Here is a 22,272-nt window from a genome sequence, read left to right as displayed (position 1 = left end):
GCGGGGGAGGCGGGGTCGCCCCGGGGCGGGCAGCGGAGTGCCACCAGGCCGTGCGAAACGGCCGAAAGATACTTCTGTTGTTAATCCTGGACAGGAGGGGCAGTGTGGGTGACAGTGCCTCACAGTCGACTTTGTCCGACATTAAGGGTGATAGCTACACCTGGAGGGATCATGCCACAAGCACAAACAGGTGGCCGGATCCCCTACGAAACCGCGCAGACCACACAGAGCGTCGGGCGAACGGCGGTCGGGCCTCCCGCCCGGCTGCTCCCGGCCGGCGGCCCGCACCGTCTGCCCCGGTTCCGAAGCGGGCACCAGGCGTGAGGCTCTCCGGTGGCACCACGTCCGCCAGCCGCCCCGCTCCCGGCTCGGCGGTGGGCCGGAAGGGGCTCAAGAGCGGCGCGCTGGGCCTGTTCTCCTCGGTCGTCATGGGCCTGGCCTCCACCGGCCCCGCCTACAGCCTCGCGGCCACCCTGGGACTCATCGTGGCAGGCGTCGGGCTCCAGGCCCCGATCATCACCATCCTGGCGTTCGTGCCGATGCTGCTGATCGCATACGCCTACCGGGAACTGAACGCCAGCAACGCCGACTGCGGCACCGCCTTCACCTGGGCGACCCGCGCCTTCGGGCCACGCGTCGGCTGGATGGGCGGCTGGGGCATCATCGTCGCCGACGTGCTCTTCATGACCAATGTCGCCGAGATCGCCGGGATCTACGGCTTCAGGCTGCTGGGCTACGACGCGCTGGCGCACAACCGGGCGTGGACGACCCTGGCGGGCGTGGTCTGGATCGCCGTGATGACCGCGATCTGCTACGTCGGCATCGAGCTCTCGGCCGCCGTCCAGCGCTGGCTGCTGTGCCTGGAGGTGGCGGTGCTCGTCCTCTTCGCGGTCACCGCACTGGTCAGGGCCTACACCAGCGCTTCCCCGACGGCCATGCATGTGTCCGCCTCCTGGTTCAACCCCGTCGAGGTGCCCTCGGCGAGGGCGCTGACCTCGGGCATCCTCGCGGCGGTCTTCCTCTACTGGGGCTGGGACAGCGCCGCCTCCGTCAACGAGGAGACCGTGGACAGCGCGCGCACCCCCGGGCGCGCCATGCTCGTCTCGGTTGTGCTGCTCCTGGTCACCTACGGACTGGTGTCCACGTCGGCGCAGGCGTTCGCCGGAGTCGGGACCTCGGGCATCGGGCTGGGCAACCGCGACAACGCGGGCGATGTGCTGTCCGGGCTGGGCGACGCCGTCTTCAGCGGCAACGGCGCGGGACCGTTCCTGTCGAGGCTGCTGATCCTGATGGTGCTGACCTCGGCGCTGGCCTCCACCCAGACCAGCATCCTGCCCCTGGCCCGCACCGTCTTCTCCATGGCGGCCCACAAGGCCGTCCCCTCCCAGCTGGCCCGGATCCACGGCAGGTTCCTCACACCGACGTGGTCGACCGTCGCCATGGGCGCTCTCTCGATCGCCGTACTGATCCTGCTGACCTCGTTCAGCCGGAACGTCCTCGCCGACTCGATCGACGCGGTCGGCCTCGCGATCACGTTCTACTACGGGCTCACCGGCTTCGCCTGCGTCTGGTACCACCGCAGGGTCCTCACCCGCAGCGCCCGCGACCTCGCCTTCAAGGGCGTGCTGCCGGGACTGGGCGGGCTGATCATGCTCTTCCTGTTCCTCTACGCCGCCTTCGACGTCTACTCGAACCCCCGGTTCAACTCGACCGTCATCACCCTGCCGTTGATCGGGCGCACGGGCGCGGCCTCGGTCGTGGGCCTGGGGGCCCTGCTGATCGGCTTCCTGCTGATGCTGGTGGTCACCAGGGAACACTCCGCGACCCTGAAACTCCAGCGGAGCCTGCTCCCGCGCACCCTGCCCTCGGTAACCGCCCTGGAGGCGGACAGCCGCCATCTGCCCGCGGACAGCGGATCCGGTGTAGGCGGCGACTGGTTCGACGTCATCCCGTTGTCCGGGACCCGGGTCGGGCTGGTCGTCGGGGATGTGCTCGGCGGCGGACTGCGGGCCGCCGCCACCATGGGGCGCCTGCGCACCGGCGTGCAGGTCCTGGCCCGGCTGGACCTGGCACCGGACGAGCTGCTCGCCCGTCTCGACGACCTGGTCGAGCAGACCGCGCACGAACCGGTGACGGGCCACGAGCGGGGCCCCGACAGGGCGCACACCGACGAGGCCAGGGGCGTGACCTGCCTGTACGCCGTGTACGACCCGGTCTCGGGACGGTGCAGCCTGGCGCACGCGGGCCAGCCGCTGCTGATGGTCGTCGAACCGCACACCGGCGTCGCCGACTGCCCCAGACTGCCGTCCGGCTCACCGCTGGGGGTGGCCGGACCGCCCTACGAGAGCACCGAACTCCAGCTGCGGCCGGGCAGTGTCCTCGCCCTGTTCTCGGGCGGCCTCCTCCAGGCGGCGGGCAGCCGCGAAGCCGGACTCGCCGAGCTGGCCCGGATCCTCACCGGCCCCCGGCAGCCCCTTCGCGAGCTGAGCGACCGGGTGGTGTCCACACTGCTGCCGGGACCACTGGACGAGGACGCGACACTGCTCCTGGCGCGCACCCGGACGCTCGACCAGAAACAGTTCGCCCAGTGGGAGCTGCCCGCGGACCCGGCGGCGGTCGCCGTCATCCGCACCACCGTCGGCAAGCAGCTCGAGGAGTGGGGGCTGGAGGACCTGGCCTTCACCACCGAGCTGGTCCTCAGCGAGCTGGTCACCAACGCCATCCGCTATGTCGGAGGGCACATCCAGGTGCGTCTGATCCGTGACCAGGCCCTGATCTGCGAGGTCTCCGACACCGGGCACAGCGCCCCCAATCTGCACCACGCCGCCAGCGACGACGAAGGGGGCCGGGGCCTGTTCATCATCGCCCAGGTGACCCATCGGTGGGGGACGCGCTACACCCCCACCGGCAAGACCATCTGGGCCGAGCAGACCCTGCCGCCGGGCCAGTGAGGCCGGGGACAGGCGCCCACCCGGGACCCGTGAGCACCACGCGCGCGGGGGCCGCGGCGCGGACTGCGCCACGGCCCCCGCGACGGGATCACCGGATGATCGGGCGACAACCCCCGTGCCGGCGGCCCGGCGGCGGCGCACCACGAACCGCCGCGCGCCTTTCCCGTGTGCCCTACGTCGCTTCTCACTGCCGGAGCGGCCATGGGACCAGCGGGCGAGCGCACGGCCGTGCGACCGGCGCCACCCGGCCATGATCACGGCGTTACGCCGATCGCGGGAATGCGCTATAGTCGATCTTGCGCCGGTCACCGGAACTCCCGGAAACCGAACGCGCGTTGGTGGTCCAAGGAAAGACGCCCCGCTTCCTGCGGGGAGATGCAGGTGCGAGGCCTGCCCGGCGCTCGAAGACGATCCCCACTCGCTGATGCGGGTGGGGATCGTTGCGTTGCACCGACCACCGCCACCGGGGCCGGTTCCGCAAGCCGTACCTCGGCGCGAAGCCGCCGCACCCCGCCACCCGTCCGGGTACACCCGGTCCAAGGGGGGCGACTCCCTGACGAGGCCCGGCCACGGGAGTTCGCCGACCGGCTCCATGCCCGCTGCGAGGCCGCGGGCGCCCGTGCGAAGCGGGCACGGTGTCAACGCCCGAGCACTCCTCCTCCGTTGACATCGAGGAACTCGCCGCTGGTGTCGGCCTGCACCGCGCCCCGAATCGGCGCCGGACTCTCCGGTCCCCCCAGTTCGGCGTCGACCGGCCTGTCAGCCGGAGTCGGTCTTCGCCCAGCCCTTGGTGACCTTCTCTTGCGCCTTCCGCACCTGCGCGTCTGTGGGGAAACGCGTGGTCCCCTCAACCGTCGGCAGCCGTGCGGCGGCGGCCTCGTCGAGGGTACCGCCCCGCTTCATGGCGTCCATGAGCACCGGGCGGGCGTAGCTCTTGAGCCGCAGGTTCTGGCCCTCTGCGCTGAAAAGGTACTCCTCCCACAGCCGGGCAGCCGCCGGGTGCGGAGCGCTCTTGCTGATCGCCTGCGCGTAGTACTGGGCGAAGCTGCCGTCGAACGGGATGGAGACCTGCCAGTCCACGCCCTTGTCTCGGAGCTCGTCGGCGTAGCCGAGGTTGATGTAGTCCCAGTTGATGCTGATGGGCGTCCGGCCGTCCTCGACCGTTGCCGTGGTGGAGTTGAGGGGGGTGAAGTTGCCGTTCTTCTTGAGCTTGGCGAAGAAGTCCAGACCCGGCTGGATGTCGTCGAACGACCCGTTGTTCGCCAGTGCGGCCGCGTAGACGCTGGAGAAGCCGGTCCCGGACCGGGGCGGAGGGCCCTCGAGCGCGATCTTGCCCTTGTACCCGGGCTTCAGCAGATCGGCGAAGGTCCGAGGACAGGGCTTGACGCGGCTCGCGTCGCAGCCGATGGAGATGTAACCCCCGTAGTTGTTGTACCAGCGGGCCTGAGGATCCTTCTGATAGGCGGGGATCGAGTCCCAGGCAGCGACCTTGTACGGTGCGAGCAGACGCTGCCCGGCCGCGGCCCGCGCGAACGTGTCGCCCACGTCGATCACGTCGGGTGCCTCCGGCCGGTTGCGGCCGTTTCTCAGGGCATCGATCTCGTCCTCACTGTGGGCATGGGGACGGTCGAGCGTGACCTTGATCCCATACTTCTTCTCGAAGCCCTTGATCAGGCCGTCGTAGCCGGCCCAGTCGCGCGGAATCGCGATCGTCCTGACGGTCTTCTCCCGCTTTGCCGCAGCGATCAACGCGCGCATGCCGCCGGCGTTCTCGGCGGAGGTGGCCAGCGAGGGCTTCTGGGGCCGGGCCGGAGGCTCGTTCCCGCAGGCACTCAGGCCCAGTGCCACGAGGGCGGAGCAGCCGAGGACGGCCGCTGCTCGCGCACGAGCTGTGCTCACGGCGACTCCAGGTGCGAAGGGAGCGAGGGTCGTCGCCGAGGGACGTCCGGTTGTCGCAGGACGGGCCGGGAACACCGGACTGGACGACCGGTGGCGTGCTGCCCTTCGGCGTGAGCCGCCGGCATCGCTCTACGTGGCGGGTCCTCGGCTGCGCCTCCCGGATTCCCGGACTCCGTGGGTCTGCCGCGCCGACGGAGTGTCCAAGTGGTCATCGAAGCCAGGGTAACCGGCCGCATCGGTTGCAGGATCCCTCCGGGAAAGCCTGCGAGCAGCTCTGACACGGCGGAAGGGCGGCCCCGTGCGCGGAGGCCGCGCCTGTCCGGTAGGCCGGGTGAAAACGCGGGTCGCGCGAGGTGCGCGGTGCCGTCACGATGCCCTGTCATCCCGTTCGTCGAGTTCGTCGAGTTCGTCGAGTTCGTCGAGCAGGAGATCGCCGAGTTGCTCCGCCACCGGCGCGGCGCCGTCGTGGAGGGACTGTTCCGCCCAGATGACTTTGCCGTGGGGCGTGTAGCGGGTGCCCCAGCGTTCGGTGAGCCGGGCGACCAGGAAGAGTCCGCGGCCACCTTCGTCCGTGGTCTTCGCCCGGCGGGGCCGGGGCGCGGTGCTGCTGCCGTCGCAGACCTCGAGGATCAGGGTGCCCGCGCCGGCGCCACCGACCGGCTCCATGCGCAGCAGCCGGACGGTGATGGGCTCTGTGCCGTAGCGGATGGCGTTGGTGATCAGCTCGCTGAGGACGAGCTCGGCGGTGAAGGCGATCCGCTCCAGGCCCCACTCCGCCAGCTGACGGGCGCAGGCGGTGCGCACCGGGGCCACCGCCGCGGGGTCACGGGGCACCGGCCACTCGGCGACCTGGGCAGGATCGAGCCGACGGGTACGCGCCACCAGCAGCGCGATGTCATCACTGGGCCGGTCGGGCAGCATGGCGTCCATCACCGCCGCGCAGGTGTCCTCCGGAGTGCGGTCGGGGCCGGTCAGAGCGGCCCGCAGGGCTGCCAGGCCGATGTCCAGGTCGCGGTTCCCGATCAGACCCTCGGTGTAGAGCACCAGCCGGGAACCCTCGGGGACGATCAGCTCGGCGCTCTCGAACGGCTGGTCGGCGCCCCGCCCCAGCGGCGGGGAGACGGGTACCTGGGGGAAGTCCACGGTCCCGTGAGGATGAACCACCGCCGGTCCCGGATGGCCCGCGGTGGCGATGGCCAGCTGCCCGGAGGTGGGGTCGTAGACGGCGTACTGGCAGGTCGCCCCGGTGACCCCCGGCCCGTCCTCCCCGGCGGCGGCGGCCTCCTCCGCGTCGAGGTGGGCCACCAGCTCGTCCAGGCGGCCCAGCAGCTCCTCCGGAGGCATGTCCAGGCCGGCGAAGTTGTGAACGGTGGTACGCAGCCGGCCCATGGTCGCCGCGGCGTGCAGCCCGTGGCCGACGACATCACCGACCACCAGCGCCACCCTGGCACCGGACAGCGGGATGACGTCGAACCAGTCCCCGCCCACCTCGGCCCGGGCCGGCAGATAGCGGTAGGCCACCTCGAGGGCGGACTGCGCGGGCAGGACGCGTGGCAGCAGACTGCGTTGCAGGGCGACGGCCATGGTGTGCTCACGGGTGTAGCGGCCGGCGTTGTCGATGCACACCGCTGTCCGGGCGGCCAGCTCCTCGGCGGTGGCCACGTCCTCCTCCTCGAACGGGGGAGAGCTGTTCGTCCGCCAGAACGCCGCCCTTCCCAGCACCACGCCGCGGGCCCGCAGCGGGACCACGAGCAGGGAGTGGATGCCGTGGCCGAGAATCCGCTGGGCGCCCTCGGGGTCCTGCGCGCGCCAGACCTCGCACGTGCCCAGGTCCCACACCGCAACCGCTCGGCCGTCGGCCGGCCCCACGGAGACGGGGTGGGTGGCGATGAACCGGCTCAGCTCGCCCATAAGGCCAAGGAGACGGGCCTCGTCCAGGCCGGTGACCGCGGTCAGGCGCGGCTCGCCGGTCACACCGGGTGGCTCCTCGCCGCGCAAGGCCTGGTCGAGCAGCTCGACGGTGACGACATCAGCCAATCGGGGCACCGCCACCTCCGCCAGTTCCTCGGCGGTGCGCTGCACATCCAGCGTGGTGCCGATCCGCATTCCGGCGTCGTAGAGCATTCTCAATCGTTCGCGCGCCCCCTCGACCGTGCCGTAGAGAGCCCACAGCTCAGTGGCGTCCCGAAGCGTCACCACGCTGCCACCCGGCCCACGAGGTGCGGTGGGCCGCTTGTTGACCGCCAGTAGCCGGTGGCCCGCCAGGTACAGCTCGTCAGTGGCCGGGAGGTCGGACGCCAGCAGCTCGGCAAGGTCCTCCTCGAGCCCGAGATCGGTGACGAGGTGCCGCTCCGCGTCCGCCGGCAGGTCCAGCAACCGCCGTGCCTCGTCGTTGGCCAGGAGCAGCCGGCCGCCGACGCCGATGATCAGCACTCCCTCCCGCACGGCATGCAGGACCGCGTCGTGGCGTTCGTACATCCGGGTCATCTCGGCCGCGCCCAGACCATGAGTCTGCCGCCGCAACCGCCGGCTCACCAGCCCCGCCCCGCCCGCCGCAATGGCAAGGGCCCCGACAGCACCGCCGAACAGGACGGGCAGCTGCCGGTCCACCCGGTGCCGCACCTTCTCGATCGTGACGGGAGCGGCGACGACGGCGACCACCGATCCGTCAGCCGCCCTCACGGGTACCGCCGAGACCACGGACAGCCCAAGGGTCCCCTGGAAGGTCCTGGTGAACGGCTTGCCTGCGGCCGCCTCCGCGTAAGGGCCGATCAGGTGTTTCCCGATCTGGTGGGGGTCACTGTGGGTGAGGACGACCCCGTCGAGCCCGTACACGATGATGGCGTCGACGCCCGCTGCCTTCCGGGCGGCCTCGGCGTGCGGCTGCAGCACCGCGGTCGGGTCGGGGCTGTTCAGTGCCGCCACGATCCCTGGGGAGTGCGCGAACGCCTGTGCCGCTGCGAGCGTCCGGTGCTCGGCGTCCATCACGCTGTCGCGTCGGGCCTGCGCGACGAGAGTCAGCAGTGCGGCGGCGACCAACAGCAGCACGAGCAGCAGCTGCAGGAGGAAGACCTGACCCGCGAGGCTGCGCACGCTCAACAGGGAGCGCAGACGCCACGGGCCCTGCCCCGCGCCTCTTTGACCGGGCCCACCACGCCCCCTGGGCGTATCGGGCACCGTACGCCCAGCACGCCCAGAAATTCCGCACATATACCCTTTCTATCGTTTCCTGGTCACGGACCACGAGGCGACCGGGGCGGACGGGCCTGCACCGCGGCGCCCATGACCGCGCTGCCCGAATGGGATGCGCCCCGGACTGGACGGCGGGCGGTGAGAAAGGGTTGGGGACAGGACCGAGGGAGGGGTGAGGGCAGGGACAGGAGGCGATGGCCCAGCCCCAGATCGATACGGGCATGCGGCAGGGGGCCGGACTCGCCCCGAGTCCGGCCCCCTGCCGATCGGCACAACGTAACGATCACACGTTGAAGCGGAACGCCGGTAACAGCGCTCCCGTCCGCGAAAACGCGCTTTGGGAGAGTCAAGTCAGCACGGAATCGGCACCGCGGCAGGTCTGGAGCTCCAGGACGGCAGGGAGGGCAGTCGCCCCATTGACGATCTCGTGGCCCGGACCTCGCCCGATCGCTACGGTGGAGCCATGACCGCACTGCCCGACTGGATGCGCCCGCCGCGCGAGGAAGGCTGGTTCGCGGAGGACCTGGACCGCCTTCCCGAGGCACCCCGCCACACCGAGCTGATCGACGGAGCGCTCGTCTTCATGATGTCGCCGCAGAGGTGGTGGCACGGCCACCTCGTCACCATGCTCACCGTCGCTCTCATGGAGCAGGCGCCCGGCGATGTCAGGGTCGGCCGCGAGATGACCATAAAGCTCGACGAGCGAAACCGCCCCGAGCCGGATCTGCTGTTGACGACGGCCGACTACGACGGGGACCGCACCTGGTTCGCGCCGGACGAGGTGCGACTCGTCGTCGAGGTCGTCTCACCCGAGTCCGCGCATCGGGATCGCACGGTCAAGCTCCGCAAGTACGCGGAGGCAGGCATCCCGCACTACTGGTGCATCGAGGAGGAGGACGGCGCACCCGTCGTCCACGTCTACGAACTCGACGAGCCGGCCGGCGCCTACGCACCCGCCGGCATCTTCCGAGGCACCTTGGAACGCCCGGTTCCCTTCGGGATCAGCCTGGATCTCGACAAGCTCACCCCACCGCGGGGCAACTGAAGCCGGCACCAAGTCAGCACAGGAACGCGGAAGGGGCCGGGCTCACCAGAACCCGGCCCCTTCCGACCTGCCGGCTTGACGAGTCGCCTAGCCCGCAGTAACGAACCGATCACACATTGAAGCGGAACTCCACCACGTCGCCGTCCTGCATCACGTAGTCCTTGCCCTCCATACGGGCCTTGCCCGCGGCGCGGGCGTCGGCCACCGAGCCGGTCGCGACCAGGTCCTCGAAGGAGATGACCTCGGCCTTGATGAAGCCCTTCTGGAAGTCGGTGTGGATGACACCGGCCGCCTCGGGGGCCGTGGCACCCTTCTTGATCGTCCAGGCGCGGGACTCCTTCGGACCCGCGGTGAGGTAGGTCTGAAGACCCAGGGTGTTGAAGCCGACGCGTGCCAGGGTCGCGAGGCCCGGCTCGTCCTGGCCGACCGACTGGAGGAGTTCCAGGGCCTCGTCCTCCTCCAGCTCGGCGAGGTCCGCCTCAAGCTTGGCGTTGAGGAAGATCGCCTCGGCGGGGGCGACCAGCGCGCGCTGCTCGTCCTTGAAGGCGTCGTCCATCAGCTCGTCCTCGTCGACGTTGAAGACGTAGAGGAAGGGCTTGGTGGTGAGGAGGTGCAGGTCGTGCAGCAGCTCCGCGCGCTCGCTGCCCTGGACGATGCCGTGCGCGAAGAGCGTGTCGCCCTTCTCCAGGATCTCCTTCGCCTCCTCGACGGCCTTCACCTTCGGGGCGACGTCCTTCTTGATCCGCGACTCCTTCTGCAGACGCGGCAGGACCTTCTCGATCGTCTGGAGGTCCGCGAGGATCAGCTCGGTGTTGATCGTCTCGATGTCGTCCTTCGGCGAGACCTTGCCGTCCACGTGCACGACGTTCTCGTCCTTGAAGGCGCGGATGACCTGGCAGATCGCGTCCGACTCGCGGATGTTCGCGAGGAACTTGTTGCCGAGGCCCTCACCCTCGCTCGCGCCGCGCACGATGCCGGCGATGTCGACGAAGTCCACGGTGGCGGGGAGGATCCGCTCCGACTTGAAGATCCCGGCCAGCTTGGCGAGACGGGCGTCCGGGACGCCCACGACACCGACGTTCGGCTCGATCGTGGCGAACGGGTAGTTGGCCGCCAGCACGTCGTTCTTGGTCAGGGCGTTGAACAGGGTCGACTTGCCGACATTGGGCAGACCGACGATTCCGATCGTGAGCGACACGTTGCGACTTCCCGTACGTGAGAGTGGAACTGGACTGGACTGGGCGGTGGGGGCCCGGGTCCGTCAGGAGTGTGTGCGGGCCGATCCACCAGTCTACGGCGTACCGGGCCTCGCCCCGGTGTCGTACCGAACGCTTGGCCAAGCTCGTGACAACGGCGTGTCTGAGAGGTCATTCCGCACATAAACCGACCTAAGTTGGTCCAGTGGAGCAACACAGGACGCGACCCCCACAGCGACGCAGCGCACCCCTTCCCCCGCAGGGCAGACGGGGCGGAGCCGCGGCGCCGCGGTCCGGCACGGCTGCCCGGCCCTCCCCTTCCGGCACTCCCGTCCGGCCCGAGAGGGCCGACGGGCCCATGCGGCCGGGCGGACGGGGCCGGATCACCGGAGCCCGGCCCTCCGGCCGGGGCAACGGCGGGCCCCGGCGGCATCCCGCGGCCGCGCGACAGAACACCTCGCCGGTCGCCCGGGCGATGCGGCGACTGCCCGGCCCCCGGCTCACCGGCCTCGGCGGGGGGCTGTTCTGCGCGGCCGTGATGCTGATGATCGGGTGTCTGGACCAGTTGCTGTTCGACTCGTCCCTCACGGTCTACGGCGTGCTGTTCCTGCCGGTGTGCGCGCTGACCGCGCTGTGGGTGCGCGGCGGGGACCTGGTGATCGCGCCGATCGTGGTGCCGATCGCCTTCGCCGTCGGTCTGCCGACCGTGGCCGAGGCCTCCGGCGGACTCGGCGGGCGCCTGGTGGCGCTGGTCACCGCGCTGGCCACCCACGCGGGCTGGCTCTACGGCGGCACACTCATCGCGGGGGTCATCGCGACCGTGCGCCGGGTTCGCCTGATGCGCAGGCGGGTCGCGCAACGCCGCCGGACGGCCTGAGCGGCGCGGTCCGAGGGAGGGGAGCACGGGAGACGGGAAAGCGCGGAGATGCGGAGATGCGGAGACCGAGGGACGCGGAGATCCGGAGACGCGGAGACTCGGCCACGCCTGGACGCGGAGACGCGGAGATCCGGAGATGTGGAGACTCGGCCACGCCTGGACGCGGAGACGCGGAGATCCGGAGACGGGCGGCCGTGGCGTTTCGCTCCGCCACGGCCGCCCACCCGCGTGCTTTCCGGTGCTCTACACGAACCGCGCCGCCCGCATGGCCGCGCCCACGATGCCCGCGTTGTTCTGAAGCTGCGCCGGGACGATCTCCGCTTTGATGCCCTCGATCAGCGGCAGGAACTTCTGGGACTTGCGGCTGACGCCGCCGCCGATCACGAACAGCTCCGGGGAGAACAGCATCTCCACATGGGCGAGGTACTTCTGCACCCGGTGCGCCCACTGCTCCCACGTCAGGTCGTGGTCCTCCTTGGCCTTCGTGGAGGCACGCTTCTCCGCGTCGTGACCGTTCAGTTCGAGATGGCCCAGCTCGGTGTTCGTGACGAGTACACCGTCGGTGAACAGGGCGCTGCCGATGCCGGTGCCCAGCGTGAGCATGATGACCGTGCCCTTGCGGTCGCGGCCCGCACCGAAGCGCATCTCGGCCACGCCGGCCGCGTCCGCGTCGTTCAGCACGGTCACGGGCAGGCCGCCCAGCCGCTCGCCGAACAGGGCGCCCGCGTCGGTGTCGATCCAGCTCTTGTCGACGTTGGCCGCCGTGCGAACGGTGGAGCCCCCGGTGACCACGCCGGGGAAGGTGATGCCGACCGGGCCGGTCCAGCCGAAGTGGCCGACGACCTCCTTCACCCCGTCGGCCACCGCCTCGGGCGTCGCCGGATGCGGGGTGAGCACCTTGAAACGCTCCTCCACGAGTTCGCCCCGGTCCAGGTCCACGGGGGCGCCCTTGATACCGGATCCGCCGATGTCAACGCCGAAGATCTGCATGGGCACCACGGTACGTCCTACGGCCGACCGGCTCTTACCGGCCCGTGCCCGTACCCCGTCCGCCCGGGGCGGTGCGCGCCGGGAGCCGTCACTTCTCGCCCGTGCGCTCCGCCACCAGGGCCTCCGCCTCGGCGCGCAGGTCGCGGCGGAGCTCCTTGGGCAGCGAGAACGTGATGGACTCCTCTGCCGCCTTGACGATCTCGACGTCCTCGAAGCCGCGCTGCCCGAGCCACTCGAGGACCTGCTCGACCAGGACCTCGGGAACGGAGGCGCCCGAGGTCACGCCGACCGTCGACACGCCCTCCAGCCAGGCCTCGTCGATCTCGTCGGCGAAGTCCACGAGGTACGCCGCACGCGCGCCCGCGATCTTGGCGACCTCCACCAGCCGCTTGGAGTTCGAGGAGTTCCGGGAGCCGACCACGATCACCAGGTCCGCCTCGGCGCCCATCTGCTTCACCGCGAGCTGACGGTTCTGTGTGGCGTAGCAGATGTCGTCGCTGGGCGGGGAGATCAGCTGCGGGAACTTCTCCTTGAGCGCGTCGACCGTCTCCATGGTCTCGTCGACGGAGAGCGTGGTCTGCGACAGCCAGACGACCTTGGAGGGGTCGCGCACCTCGACCTTCGCGACATCCTCGGGGCCGTCCACGAGCTGGATGTGGTCCGGGGCCTCGCCGGACGTGCCGATGACCTCTTCGTGGCCCTCGTGCCCGATCAGGAGGATGTCGAAGTCCTCCTTGGCGAAGCGGACCGCCTCCTTGTGGACCTTGGTGACCAGGGGGCAGGTCGCGTCGATGGTGGCGAGCCGGCCCCGCTCGGCCTCTTCGTGGACCGTGGGGGCGACACCGTGCGCGGAGAACATGACGATGCTGCCCGGCGGCACCTCCTCCGTCTGCTCGACGAAGATCGCGCCCTTCTTCTCCAGGGTCTGCACGACGTATTTGTTGTGGACGATCTCGTGGCGGACGTAGATCGGGGCCCCGTACTGCTCCAGGGCCTTCTCGACGGCGATCACGGCTCGGTCGACGCCCGCGCAGTAGCCCCTGGGGGCGGCGAGCAGAACACGGCGGCCAGACGAAGCGGTCATGCGCACCATCGTAAGGCCGTACCGGGCCGCCGTAGATCGCCTCCCTGGGGAGAGGTTGTGCCGACGGTGTTGTCGGACCGGGCCGTTACGCTCGGCGCATGGCTGTGAACACGTCCGCGGAGTCACCGCTGCCGGTCGGCGAGGTCTCGCGGCTCATCGGGGGCTGGATCGACCGGCTCGGTGCCGTCTGGGTCGAGGGCCAGATCACCCAGCTGTCGCGGCGGCCGGGCGCCGGCGTCGTCTTCCTCACGCTGCGCGATCCGTCGTACGACATCTCCGTCGCCGTCACCTGCTATCGCCAGGTGTTCGACGCGGTCGCCGACGTCGTGAGCGAGGGCGCCCGAGTGGTCGTCCACGCCAAACCGGAGTGGTACGCGCCGAGAGGGCAGCTGTCGCTGCGCGCCGTCAAGATACGGCCCGTGGGCGTCGGCGAGCTGCTCGCACGGCTCGAACGGCTGAAGACGTCCCTCGCCGCCGAGGGCCTCTTCGCGCCCGACCGCAAGAAACCGCTGCCGTTCCTGCCGCAGCTCATCGGGCTCGTCTGCGGCCGGGCCTCCGCGGCCGAGCGGGATGTGCTGGAGAACGCGCGGCACCGCTGGCCCGCCGTCCGCTTCGAGGTGCGCAACGTCGCCGTCCAGGGCGTCCACGCCGTACCCCAGGTCGTCCAGGCCGTGAAGGAGCTGGACACGCTCGACGAGGTCGATGTGATCATCGTGGCGCGCGGCGGCGGCAGCGTGGAGGATCTGCTGCCGTTCTCCGACGAGCAGCTCGTCCGGGCGGTGGCGGCCTGTCGCACGCCCGTGGTGTCGGCCATCGGCCACGAGCCGGACCATCCGCTGCTCGACCTCGTCGCCGACCTGCGGGCCTCCACCCCGACCGACGCGGCCAAGAGGGTCGTGCCGGACGTCGGTGAGGAGCTCCAGCGCGTGCAGGCGCTGCGGGACCGGGCGCGGCGCTGCGTCCAGGCGCTCGTAGAGCGCGAGGAGCGCGGGCTCGCGCACGCGCTCGCGCGCCCCTGTATGGAGGACCCGCACCGCATGGTGGACGAGCGGGCGGATCAGATCGCCGCGCTGGCCGACCGCAGCAGGCGCACGCTCAGGCATCTGCTCGACCGCGCCGATTCGGAGCTGGCGCACACGCACGCGCGGGTGGTGGCCCTGTCACCGGCCGCGACGCTCCAGCGGGGGTACGCGGTGCTCCAGAAGGCCGACGGGCATGTGGTCCGGTCGCCGGACGATGTGGCGGCGGGCGAGGCGCTGCGGGCGCGGGTCGCCGAGGGCGAGTTCACGGTACGGGCCGACAACCAGGGATCTTAGGGAGAGCACATGACCAGCAGGACGGACGAGGCACTCGGGTACGAGCAGGCGCGGGACGAGCTGATCGAGGTCGTACGGCGACTGGAGGCCGGGGGCACGACGCTCGAGGAGTCCCTGGCGCTGTGGGAGCGGGGCGAGGAACTGGCCAAGGTGTGCCGCACCTGGCTGGAGGGCGCCCGCAGGCGGCTGGACGCCGCGCTGGCCGAGGAGCGGGGGGACGCGGGGACGGAGGGCGCCGACGAGGATCGGTGAGGCGGAGGAATGCCGACCGGCGGTTCGCGTCCCATCGGCGTCCCATCGACGTCCCGGTGGTCCCGCCCTGCCGGTGACCCATCGGCGTCCCGGTGGTCCCGTCCTGCCGGCGACCCGGGCGGTCCGGCCACCCGGATCGTGTGAAGCCGATCACCCGGACCCCCCTTTGATTGAAGCTTGAACCTCTCTGGTCCTACTGTCGATGCCGCAAGGCGATCCCCCGGGATCCAGCGCCATCTTGAGGAAGTCTCTTTTCATGCCCCTCGCTCTTGACCCCGCCGCCCAGGACCTGCTGTTCCGTGAGGCGCGTACCGCCAACGCCTTCACCGACGAACCGGTGACCGACGAACAGGTCCAGGCGATCTACGACCTGGTCAAGTACGGCCCGACCTCCATGAACCAGTCGCCGCTGCGGGTCACCCTGGTCCGCTCCGCCGAGGCCCGCGAGCGTCTCGTCCGGCACATGGCGGAGGGCAACCAGGCCAAGACGGCCGCCGCCCCGCTGGTCGCGATCCTCTCGGCGGACAACGAGTTCCACGAGGAGCTGCCGCACCTCTTCCCGCACTTCCCGCAGGCCAAGGGCTTCTTCGGCGACCGCTCGGTGCGCGAGAACAGCGCCCGGCTCAACGCCGCCCTCCAGGCCGCGTACTTCATCATCGGCGTCCGCGCCGCCGGTCTGGCCGCCGGCCCGATGACCGGTCTCGACTTCGAGGGCGTCCGCAAGGAGTTCCTGGACGACGACCACACCCCGCTGATGGTCGTCAACATCGGTCGGCCGGCCGAGGACGCCTGGTACCCGCGCTCCCCGCGCCTGGACTACGACGAGGTCGTCACCGTCGTCTGACGCGCCCGCCGGCACGCAGAGGAAGGGCCCCCGTCAATGGCGCCGGGGGCCCTTTCTCATGGACCGGAACGAAGGAGCCCGTGACGGGCCGGAACCAAGGAGTCCGTGACGGGCCGGGGCAGAAGGCCCGTGGGGCCTCACCCCGTCTTCAGCGCCTCGGCCATCTTCGTCAGCTGCGCGAACGACGCGGTGCCGGTCACCACGGTCGTGGAGTGCTTGTCCTGGAGGACGAGCGCGTCATAGCGGCCGCCCGTGTAGTGCTGCCAGGTCTGCCCGCCGATGCTCTGCGTGACCTTCGTCGCGTGCGAGCCCTGGCTGGCGTCGTCGACGAAGGCGTTCGCCTTCTGAGTCGACTGCTCGATCGCCACATACTGACCCTCGGGGTCCTGGAAACCGAGGTGCCAGGCGCTGTAGGGCTCGCCCTCGTAGCGCACGGAGGTGGCCTTCCAGGAGTCGGGCAGGCCCTCGGGCGCCGCCACCGGGTAGGCCGCCGCGCGGCGCGCCGTGAGCAGTTCGACGCGGTAGTCCACCCGCTTGACGTCGGGGGCGTGGTCGTCATGGGGGATGAAGAGGAGATAGACGACGCCCGCGACCAGCGCGATGAGGCCCAGGGAGAGAATCATGTCCCGGGCCGTCTGCTGCTTGCCTTTCGTACCTGCCACGCCCCCTATCGTCGCAGGTGCAGCGGTCCGCTCATCCGTGGGGCCCCCTGCTCAGTTTGTCTGCTCAACGGTAGAGTCGGGTCATTACCCTCATCCGGCCGTCGTCGTATCAGAAAGGTGCGCACCGATGACCGAGAATCATCATCTGCCGTCCGAGCTCGAAGTCCCCTCCGAGGCCCCGGACCGGAACCTCGCCCTGGAACTCGTCCGGGTCACCGAGGCCGCCGCCATGGCCGCCGGCCGCTGGGTCGGCCGCGGCGACAAGAACGGCGCCGACGGCGCCGCGGTACGCGCCATGCGGACCCTTGTCCACACCGTCTCGATGAACGGCATCGTCGTCATCGGCGAAGGCGAGAAGGACGAGGCCCCGATGCTCTTCAACGGGGAGCGGATCGGCGACGGGACCGGCCCGGAGTGCGACATCGCGGTGGACCCGATCGACGGGACCACGCTCACCGCCAAGGGCATGCCGAACGCGATCGCGGTGCTGGCCGCCGCCGACCGCGGCACGATGTTCGACCCGTCCGCCGTCTTCTACATGGACAAGCTGGTCACCGGCCCCGAGGCGGCGGACTTCGTCGACATCGACGCCCCTGTCTCGGTGAACATCCGCCGGGTCGCCAAGGCCAAGCGCTCCACGCCCGAGGACGTCACCGTCGTCATCCTCGACCGGCCGCGCCACCAGGGCCTCATCAAGGAGGTCCGGGAGACCGGCGCCCGCATCAAGCTCATCTCGGACGGCGATGTCGCCGGCTCGATCCTGGCGCTGCGCGAGGGCACCGGCATCGACCTGCTGCTCGGCATCGGCGGTACGCCGGAGGGCATCATCTCCGCGTGCGCCGTGAAGTGCCTCGGCGGCACCATCCAGGGCAAGCTGTGGCCGAAGGACGACGAGGAGCGGCAGCGGGCGCTGGACGCCGGGCACGACCTCGACCGGGTGCTGACCACGGACGACCTGGTCTCCGGCGAGAACGTCTTCTTCGTCGCCACCGGCATCACGGACGGCGAGCTGCTGCGCGGCGTGCGCTACCGCTCCGAGACGGCCACCACCGACTCGATCGTCATGCGCTCCAAGTCCGGCACGGTCCGCCGGATCGACTCGGTGCACCGGCTGAGCAAGCTGCGCGCGTACAGCGCGATCGACTTCGACCGCGCCAAGTAGCGAGGGCTCGGATCAGGCAGCAAGGGCAGACGGGGGCGCGCTCTGTGCGGAGAGCGCGCCCCCCTTGTCGTAGGCACTGCCTGCCCGCGCCTCTTCGGCCCGGCTCAGCCGGCTGCCGCTATCGTCCCCCGCGCGGCCTTCTTCAGCTCCATCTCGCGGCGGCGCCGCCGGGCCAGCACCACACGGCGCTCCGCGGCGGTGAGCCCGCCCCAGACGCCGTACGGCTCGGGCTGCACCAGCGCGTGCTCCCGGCACTCCACCATCACCGGACAGCGCGCGCAGACACGCTTGGCCGCCTCCTCGCGGGACAACCGGGCCGCGGTCGGCTCCTTGGAGGGGGCGAAGAACAGGCCGGCCTCGTCACGCCGGCACACCGCCTCCGTGTGCCACGGGGCGTCCTGATCCCGGTCGGGCGCTGGCACCCGCTGGTGCGGAACGTCAGCGACCTGCAGGGACGAATGCGGCGGTTGCAGCACGGTCTACTCCTGACGACGGCTTCGCGAGCGAGAGACGATGCAGCAAGGCCTACCCGCTGTACGCGCGCCTATGCACTGAGTTCCGAACCGCCGGCATTCCTGGGGCGGTCGAGGCAACCGGTGCGGGGCCGGCCCCGCACCGACGCGGCGGAATTCACAAGCGTCAACGGTCCAGGTGTTTGCGCAAAGCCCGGTCCACCCGGTCCGAGACCCGGTCGAGGATGTCCGCGACCAATTTGCCCCGCCGGGGCCGCGCCTCGACATTGCCCAGGATCGCCCAGCCGTCGACGTAGACGACGGGGGCCTGCGCGTCCGTCGAATCCAGCGTTTGCACCTCGAAGTTGCCGAGAACCCCGCCGCCGGTGCCGCGCAGCGACACGTTCTCGGGGACACGGACCTGGACGTCACCGAAGATGGAGACGGCCTTGATCACGACCTGCTGGTACTCGAAGATCGCCTCGCTGAGGTCGATCTCCACGCTGCCGAAGACCGAGTACGCGTGCACCCGGCGCCCTGCGCGCCAGCGGCCCTTGCGCGTGGCCGAGCTGAAGATCGCCACCACGTTCTCGTCGGCCCGGGGCGGGAGGGCGCCGGCCGCCGGACGGTTCGGCACATAGGGCCGGCCGGGGCCCGGGCGCCCCTGGTGGGCGGCGGGCAGGTCCTGGACGAAGACCTCCAGCTCGCCGACCGTCTTGGCCCTCAGCACTCCCTCGACGCGCTCGGCGTGCTCCTCCGCGGTGAGGCGGCCCTCGGCGAGGGCGTCGCGCAGCATGTCGGCGATGCGGTCACGGTCGGCGTCCGAGGCGCGCAGCTCGGCGACGCGCGGTCCGGTCTGCTTCTGAAGGTCCACGGGCAGCAGCGTACCCAAACGCGATAGATCGCGACTACCCCCCGTCGCGACCTGTGGAAAACCGTTACGACCCGGGCGGGTGCCCGGACCGGGGCTCCAGGCCGGCGCCGGGACCGGGGATCCGGCCGGCGCCGGGACCGGGGATCCGGCCGGCGCCCGGACTGAGCCTTACCTCACAGCTTCGCCGCCGACGGCAGGTTCTACGCTGGTGAACGCCCGCCAACGGAGGCGGGCATCATCTGTCGAGTGAGGAATGGGCTGAGATGCCTGAGTTCGCGTACACCGATCTGCTCCCCCAGGGAGAGGACACCACCCCCTACCGGCTGGTGACCTCCGAGGGTGTCTCCACCTTCGAGGCCGGCGGGCGTACGTTCCTCAAGGTCGAGCCGGAGGCGCTGCGCAAGCTCGCCGAAGAGGCGATCCACGACATCCAGCACTATCTGCGGCCCGCGCACCTGGCCCAGCTGCGCCGCATCATCGACGACCCGGAGGCCTCGGCGAACGACAAGTTCGTGGCGCTGGACCTGCTGAAGAACGCGAACATCGCGGCGGCCGGCGTGCTCCCCATGTGCCAGGACACCGGCACGGCGATCGTGATGGGCAAGCGCGGGCAGAACGTCCTCACCGAGGGCGAGGACGAGAAGGCCCTCTCCCGCGGCATCTACGACGCCTACACCAGGCTCAACCTGCGCTACTCGCAGATGGCCCCGCTCACCATGTGGGAGGAGAAGAACACCGGCTCCAACCTCCCCGCGCAGATCGAGCTGTACGCGACGGACGGCGGCGCCTACAAGTTCCTGTTCATGGCGAAGGGCGGCGGCAGCGCCAACAAGTCCTTCCTCTACCAGGAGACCAAGGCCGTTCTGAACGAGGCCTCCATGATGAGGTTCCTGGAGGAGAGGATCCGCTCGCTGGGCACGGCCGCCTGCCCGCCGTACCACCTGGCGATCGTCGTGGGCGGCACGAGCGCCGAGTACGCGCTCAAGACCGCCAAGTACGCCTCCGCGCACTACCTGGACGAGCTGCCGGCCGAGGGCTCCGAACTGGGCCACGGCTTCCGGGACAAGGAGCTGGAGGAGAAGGTCTTCGAGCTGACGCAGAAGATCGGGATCGGCGCGCAGTTCGGCGGCAAGTACTTCTGCCACGACGTGCGCGTGGTGCGTCTCCCGCGCCACGGCGCGTCCTGCCCGGTGGCCATCGCGGTCTCCTGCTCCGCCGACCGGCAGGCGGTCGCGAAGATCACGGCCGAGGGCGTGTTCCTGGAGCAGCTGGAGACGGACCCGGCACGGTTCCTGCCGGAGACCACGGACGAGCACCTGGAGCAGGACGGCGACGTCGTACGCATCGACCTGAACCAGCCGATGGACGACATCCTCGCGGAGCTGACCAAGTACCCGGTCAAGACGCGGCTCTCGCTGTCCGGCCCGCTGGTCGTGGCGCGTGACATCGCGCACGCCAAGATCAAGGAGCGGTTGGACCGCGGCGAGGAGATGCCGCAGTACCTGAAGGACCACCCGGTCTACTACGCGGGCCCCGCCAAGACCCCGGAGGGCTACGCGTCCGGCTCGTTCGGCCCGACGACGGCCGGCCGTATGGACTCCTACGTCGAACAGTTCCAGGCGGCGGGCGGCTCCAGGGTGATGCTCGCCAAGGGCAACCGCAGCAAGCAGGTCACGGACGCGTGCGCCTCGCACGGCGGCTTCTACCTCGGCTCGATCGGCGGCCCGGCCGCCCGCCTCGCCCAGGACTGCATCAAGAAGGTCGAGGTCGTCGAGTACGAGGAACTCGGCATGGAAGCCGTCTGGAAGATCGAGGTCGAGGACTTCCCGGCGTTCATCGTGGTGGACGACAAGGGCAACGACTTCTTCAAGGATCCCGCGCCCCAGCCGACGTTCACGACGATCCCGGTCCGGGGGCCCGGGCCGGCGTGACCGCGCGCGGCCGCGGGGAGGGGTGCCCCTCCCCGCGGCCGCTCCCCTGTCCGCCACCGTTCCCGTGCACAACGCCTCCCCCACTCGGCCCGTCCCCGGAACATCCGCCTCTCCTCGCGTGCTGTACCGGGTATGAGCGAATATCGCATCGAGCACGACTCCATGGGTGAGGTAGAGGTCCCCGTCGACGCCAAGTGGCGTGCCCAGACGCAGCGGGCCGTGGAGAACTTCCCCGTCTCCGGGCAGCGGATCGAGCGCGCGCACATCGAGGCGCTGGCCCGGATCAAGGGCGCCGCCGCCAAGGTCAACGCCGAGCTGGGCGTGCTCGACAAGGAAGTCGCCGAGGCCATCCAGGAGGCCGCCGCCGAGGTCGCCGAGGGCCGATGGGACGACCAGTTCCCGGTCGACGTCTTCCAGACCGGGTCCGGGACCTCGTCCAACATGAACACCAACGAGGTCATCGCCACCCTCGCGAGCGAGCGGCTCGGCCGGGACGTGCACCCCAACGACCATGTGAACGCGTCCCAGTCGTCCAACGACGTCTTCCCCTCCTCCGTGCACATCGCCGCAACCGCCGCGGTCAGCCGCGACCTCGTCCCCGCACTCGACCACCTCGCGACCTCCCTCGAACGCAAGGCCGAGGAGTTCGACGATGTCGTGAAGGCGGGGCGCACCCATCTCATGGACGCCACCCCCGTCACCATGGGGCAGGAGTTCGGCGGTTACGCCGCCCAGATCCGCTACGGCATCGAACGGCTGAACGCCTCCCTGCCGCGCCTCGCCGAACTGCCGCTGGGCGGCACCGCGGTGGGCACCGGGATCAACACCCCGCCCGGTTTCTCCGCCGCCGTCATCGCCGAGGTCGCCCGGGCCACCGGGCTGCCGCTCACCGAGGCCCGCAACCACTTCGAGGCCCAGGGCGCGCGGGACGGCATCGTCGAGACCAGCGGGCAGCTGCGGACCATCGCCGTGAGCCTGACCAAGATCGCCAATGACCTTCGGTGGATGGCCTCCGGGCCGCGGACCGGTCTGGCCGAGATCAGCCTGCCCGATCTCCAGCCGGGGTCCTCGATCATGCCCGGCAAGGTCAACCCGGTCATCCCCGAGGCGGTCCTCATGGTCGCCGCGCAGGTCATCGGCAACGACGCGACCATCACCACCGCCGGCGCCTCCGGCAACTTCGAGCTGAACGTCATGATGCCGGTCCTCGCGAAGAACGTGCTGGAGTCGGTGCGGCTGCTCGCCAATGTCTCCCGACTGCTGGCCGACCGTACCGTCGACGGCGTCGTCGCCCACCGGGAACGCGCCCGCGAGTACGCCGAGTCCTCGCCCTCCGTCGTCACCCCGCTCAACAGGTACATCGGGTACGAGGAGGCCGCGAAGGTCGCCAAGAAGGCACTCGCCGAGCGCAAGACGATCCGTCAGGTCGTCCTGGAGTCCGGCTATGTGGAGCGCGGCGATCTCACGCTCGCACAGCTCGACGAGGCCCTGGACGTCCTGCGGATGACGCACCCGTAACCGCCCTGTGCCGGCTCACCCGTCCGT

17 protein-coding genes are annotated in these 22,272 nt (G+C 70.5%); 9 read left to right on the top strand and 8 right to left on the bottom strand.

What is annotated here, in order from left to right; translation table 11 throughout:
- Positions 1–320: 320 nt before the first annotated feature.
- Positions 321–2,951, top strand: coding sequence for an amino acid permease (locus ACIP94_RS08755; RefSeq protein WP_402421506.1), 2,631 nt, complete (start codon positions 321–323; stop codon positions 2,949–2,951).
- 759 nt (positions 2,952–3,710) lie between these two features.
- Here the strand turns inward: ACIP94_RS08755 and ACIP94_RS08750 are convergent.
- Together ACIP94_RS08750 and ACIP94_RS08745 are read right to left on the bottom strand one after the other, a co-directional pair.
- Positions 3,711–4,850: an ABC transporter substrate-binding protein gene (locus ACIP94_RS08750; RefSeq protein WP_402421504.1), complete on the bottom strand. Its 1,140-nt coding sequence runs from the start codon at positions 4,848–4,850 to the stop codon at positions 3,711–3,713.
- Between the two features lie 366 nt (positions 4,851–5,216).
- Complete coding sequence (locus tag ACIP94_RS08745) at positions 5,217–8,060, bottom strand: SpoIIE family protein phosphatase (RefSeq protein ID WP_402421501.1); 2,844 nt, start codon at positions 8,058–8,060, stop codon at positions 5,217–5,219.
- A gap of 445 nt (positions 8,061–8,505) precedes the next feature.
- Between ACIP94_RS08745 and ACIP94_RS08740 the strand changes: the two genes are divergently transcribed.
- The gene (locus tag ACIP94_RS08740) at positions 8,506–9,087 is read left to right on the top strand and encodes a Uma2 family endonuclease (protein WP_402421498.1); all 582 of its coding nucleotides are present in this window, start codon (positions 8,506–8,508) and stop codon (positions 9,085–9,087) included.
- A gap of 109 nt (positions 9,088–9,196) precedes the next feature.
- Here the strand turns inward: ACIP94_RS08740 and ychF are convergent, their stop codons facing one another.
- Positions 9,197–10,285 (bottom strand): redox-regulated ATPase YchF, encoded by a 1,089-nt coding sequence (ychF, locus tag ACIP94_RS08735; RefSeq protein WP_402421496.1) that lies wholly within the window; start codon positions 10,283–10,285, stop codon positions 9,197–9,199.
- A gap of 356 nt (positions 10,286–10,641) precedes the next feature.
- On the opposite strand from ychF, the gene ACIP94_RS08730 reads away from it, so the two are divergent.
- Positions 10,642–11,160 (top strand): DUF6542 domain-containing protein, encoded by a 519-nt coding sequence (locus tag ACIP94_RS08730; protein WP_402421494.1) that lies wholly within the window; start codon positions 10,642–10,644, stop codon positions 11,158–11,160.
- A 243-nt stretch (positions 11,161–11,403) separates the two neighbouring features.
- On the opposite strand, the gene ppgK is transcribed toward ACIP94_RS08730, so the two are convergent.
- Both ppgK and ACIP94_RS08720 read right to left on the bottom strand, forming a co-directional pair.
- Positions 11,404–12,150, bottom strand: coding sequence for a polyphosphate--glucose phosphotransferase (gene ppgK, locus ACIP94_RS08725; protein ID WP_402421491.1), 747 nt, complete (start codon positions 12,148–12,150; stop codon positions 11,404–11,406).
- Positions 12,151–12,238: 88 nt separating this feature from the next.
- Positions 12,239–13,234, bottom strand: coding sequence for a 4-hydroxy-3-methylbut-2-enyl diphosphate reductase (locus ACIP94_RS08720; protein WP_402421488.1), 996 nt, complete (start codon positions 13,232–13,234; stop codon positions 12,239–12,241).
- 98 nt (positions 13,235–13,332) lie between these two features.
- On the opposite strand from ACIP94_RS08720, the gene xseA reads away from it, so the two are divergent.
- The 3 genes from xseA to ACIP94_RS08705 all read left to right on the top strand — a co-directional run bounded on the left by xseA (position 13,333) and on the right by ACIP94_RS08705 (position 15,646).
- Positions 13,333–14,550 (top strand): exodeoxyribonuclease VII large subunit, encoded by a 1,218-nt coding sequence (gene xseA / locus ACIP94_RS08715; protein WP_402421485.1) that lies wholly within the window; start codon positions 13,333–13,335, stop codon positions 14,548–14,550.
- A gap of 9 nt (positions 14,551–14,559) precedes the next feature.
- Positions 14,560–14,802 (top strand): exodeoxyribonuclease VII small subunit, encoded by a 243-nt coding sequence (locus ACIP94_RS08710; protein ID WP_402421481.1) that lies wholly within the window; start codon positions 14,560–14,562, stop codon positions 14,800–14,802.
- 256 nt (positions 14,803–15,058) lie between these two features.
- Positions 15,059–15,646 carry a malonic semialdehyde reductase gene (locus ACIP94_RS08705; protein WP_402421479.1) on the top strand — a complete coding sequence of 196 codons (588 nt, stop codon included), beginning with the start codon at positions 15,059–15,061 and terminating at the stop codon, positions 15,644–15,646.
- A 137-nt stretch (positions 15,647–15,783) separates the two neighbouring features.
- On the opposite strand, the gene ACIP94_RS08700 is transcribed toward ACIP94_RS08705, so the two are convergent.
- Positions 15,784–16,308 carry a DUF4245 domain-containing protein gene (locus ACIP94_RS08700; RefSeq protein ID WP_402421478.1) on the bottom strand — a complete coding sequence of 175 codons (525 nt, stop codon included), beginning with the start codon at positions 16,306–16,308 and terminating at the stop codon, positions 15,784–15,786.
- 127 nt (positions 16,309–16,435) lie between these two features.
- Between ACIP94_RS08700 and glpX the strand changes: the two genes are divergently transcribed.
- The gene (gene glpX / locus ACIP94_RS08695; protein WP_402421474.1) at positions 16,436–17,470 is read left to right on the top strand and encodes a class II fructose-bisphosphatase; all 1,035 of its coding nucleotides are present in this window, start codon (positions 16,436–16,438) and stop codon (positions 17,468–17,470) included.
- Between the two features lie 104 nt (positions 17,471–17,574).
- On the opposite strand, the gene ACIP94_RS08690 is transcribed toward glpX, so the two are convergent.
- Together ACIP94_RS08690 and ACIP94_RS08685 are read right to left on the bottom strand one after the other, a co-directional pair.
- Positions 17,575–17,946: a WhiB family transcriptional regulator gene (locus ACIP94_RS08690; RefSeq protein ID WP_402421472.1), complete on the bottom strand. Its 372-nt coding sequence runs from the start codon at positions 17,944–17,946 to the stop codon at positions 17,575–17,577.
- 163 nt (positions 17,947–18,109) lie between these two features.
- Entirely contained in the window at positions 18,110–18,796 is a 687-nt protein-coding gene (locus ACIP94_RS08685; protein WP_402421469.1) for a DUF1707 domain-containing protein, read from the bottom strand.
- Positions 18,797–19,059: 263 nt separating this feature from the next.
- Here ACIP94_RS08685 and ACIP94_RS08680 point away from each other — a divergent pair, with 263 nt between their 5' ends.
- Together ACIP94_RS08680 and ACIP94_RS08675 are read left to right on the top strand one after the other, a co-directional pair.
- A complete protein-coding gene (locus tag ACIP94_RS08680) occupies positions 19,060–20,727 on the top strand; it encodes a fumarate hydratase (protein WP_402421466.1) in 1,668 nt (555 codons plus the stop codon).
- Positions 20,728–20,859: 132 nt separating this feature from the next.
- A complete protein-coding gene (locus tag ACIP94_RS08675) occupies positions 20,860–22,245 on the top strand; it encodes a class II fumarate hydratase (protein WP_402421463.1) in 1,386 nt (461 codons plus the stop codon).
- Positions 22,246–22,272: the final 27 nt, after the last annotated feature.

Origin of the sequence: Streptomyces sp. NPDC093261 (assembly GCF_044753645.1) — a bacterium.
In the GTDB taxonomy this organism is placed as follows: Bacteria; Actinomycetota; Actinomycetes; order Streptomycetales; family Streptomycetaceae; genus Streptomyces.
Note: the sequence above shows the minus strand (reverse complement) of the source record. Positions and strands in the feature narration are given on the sequence as shown.

Coding starts and splice junctions, on each gene's coding strand:
- ACIP94_RS08745 (WP_402421501.1), bottom strand. CDS start 8,060: ATGTGCGGAATTTCTGGGCGTGCTGGGCGTACGGTGCCCGATACGCCC.
- ACIP94_RS08740 (WP_402421498.1), top strand. CDS start 8,506: ATGACCGCACTGCCCGACTGGATGCGCCCGCCGCGCGAGGAAGGCTGG.
- ACIP94_RS08730 (WP_402421494.1), top strand. CDS start 10,642: ATGCGGCCGGGCGGACGGGGCCGGATCACCGGAGCCCGGCCCTCCGGC.
- ppgK (WP_402421491.1), bottom strand. CDS start 12,150: ATGCAGATCTTCGGCGTTGACATCGGCGGATCCGGTATCAAGGGCGCC.
- ACIP94_RS08720 (WP_402421488.1), bottom strand. CDS start 13,234: ATGACCGCTTCGTCTGGCCGCCGTGTTCTGCTCGCCGCCCCCAGGGGC.
- xseA (WP_402421485.1), top strand. CDS start 13,333: ATGGCTGTGAACACGTCCGCGGAGTCACCGCTGCCGGTCGGCGAGGTC.
- ACIP94_RS08710 (WP_402421481.1), top strand. CDS start 14,560: ATGACCAGCAGGACGGACGAGGCACTCGGGTACGAGCAGGCGCGGGAC.
- ACIP94_RS08705 (WP_402421479.1), top strand. CDS start 15,059: ATGCCCCTCGCTCTTGACCCCGCCGCCCAGGACCTGCTGTTCCGTGAG.
- glpX (WP_402421474.1), top strand. CDS start 16,436: ATGACCGAGAATCATCATCTGCCGTCCGAGCTCGAAGTCCCCTCCGAG.
- ACIP94_RS08680 (WP_402421466.1), top strand. CDS start 19,060: ATGCCTGAGTTCGCGTACACCGATCTGCTCCCCCAGGGAGAGGACACC.
- ACIP94_RS08675 (WP_402421463.1), top strand. CDS start 20,860: ATGAGCGAATATCGCATCGAGCACGACTCCATGGGTGAGGTAGAGGTC.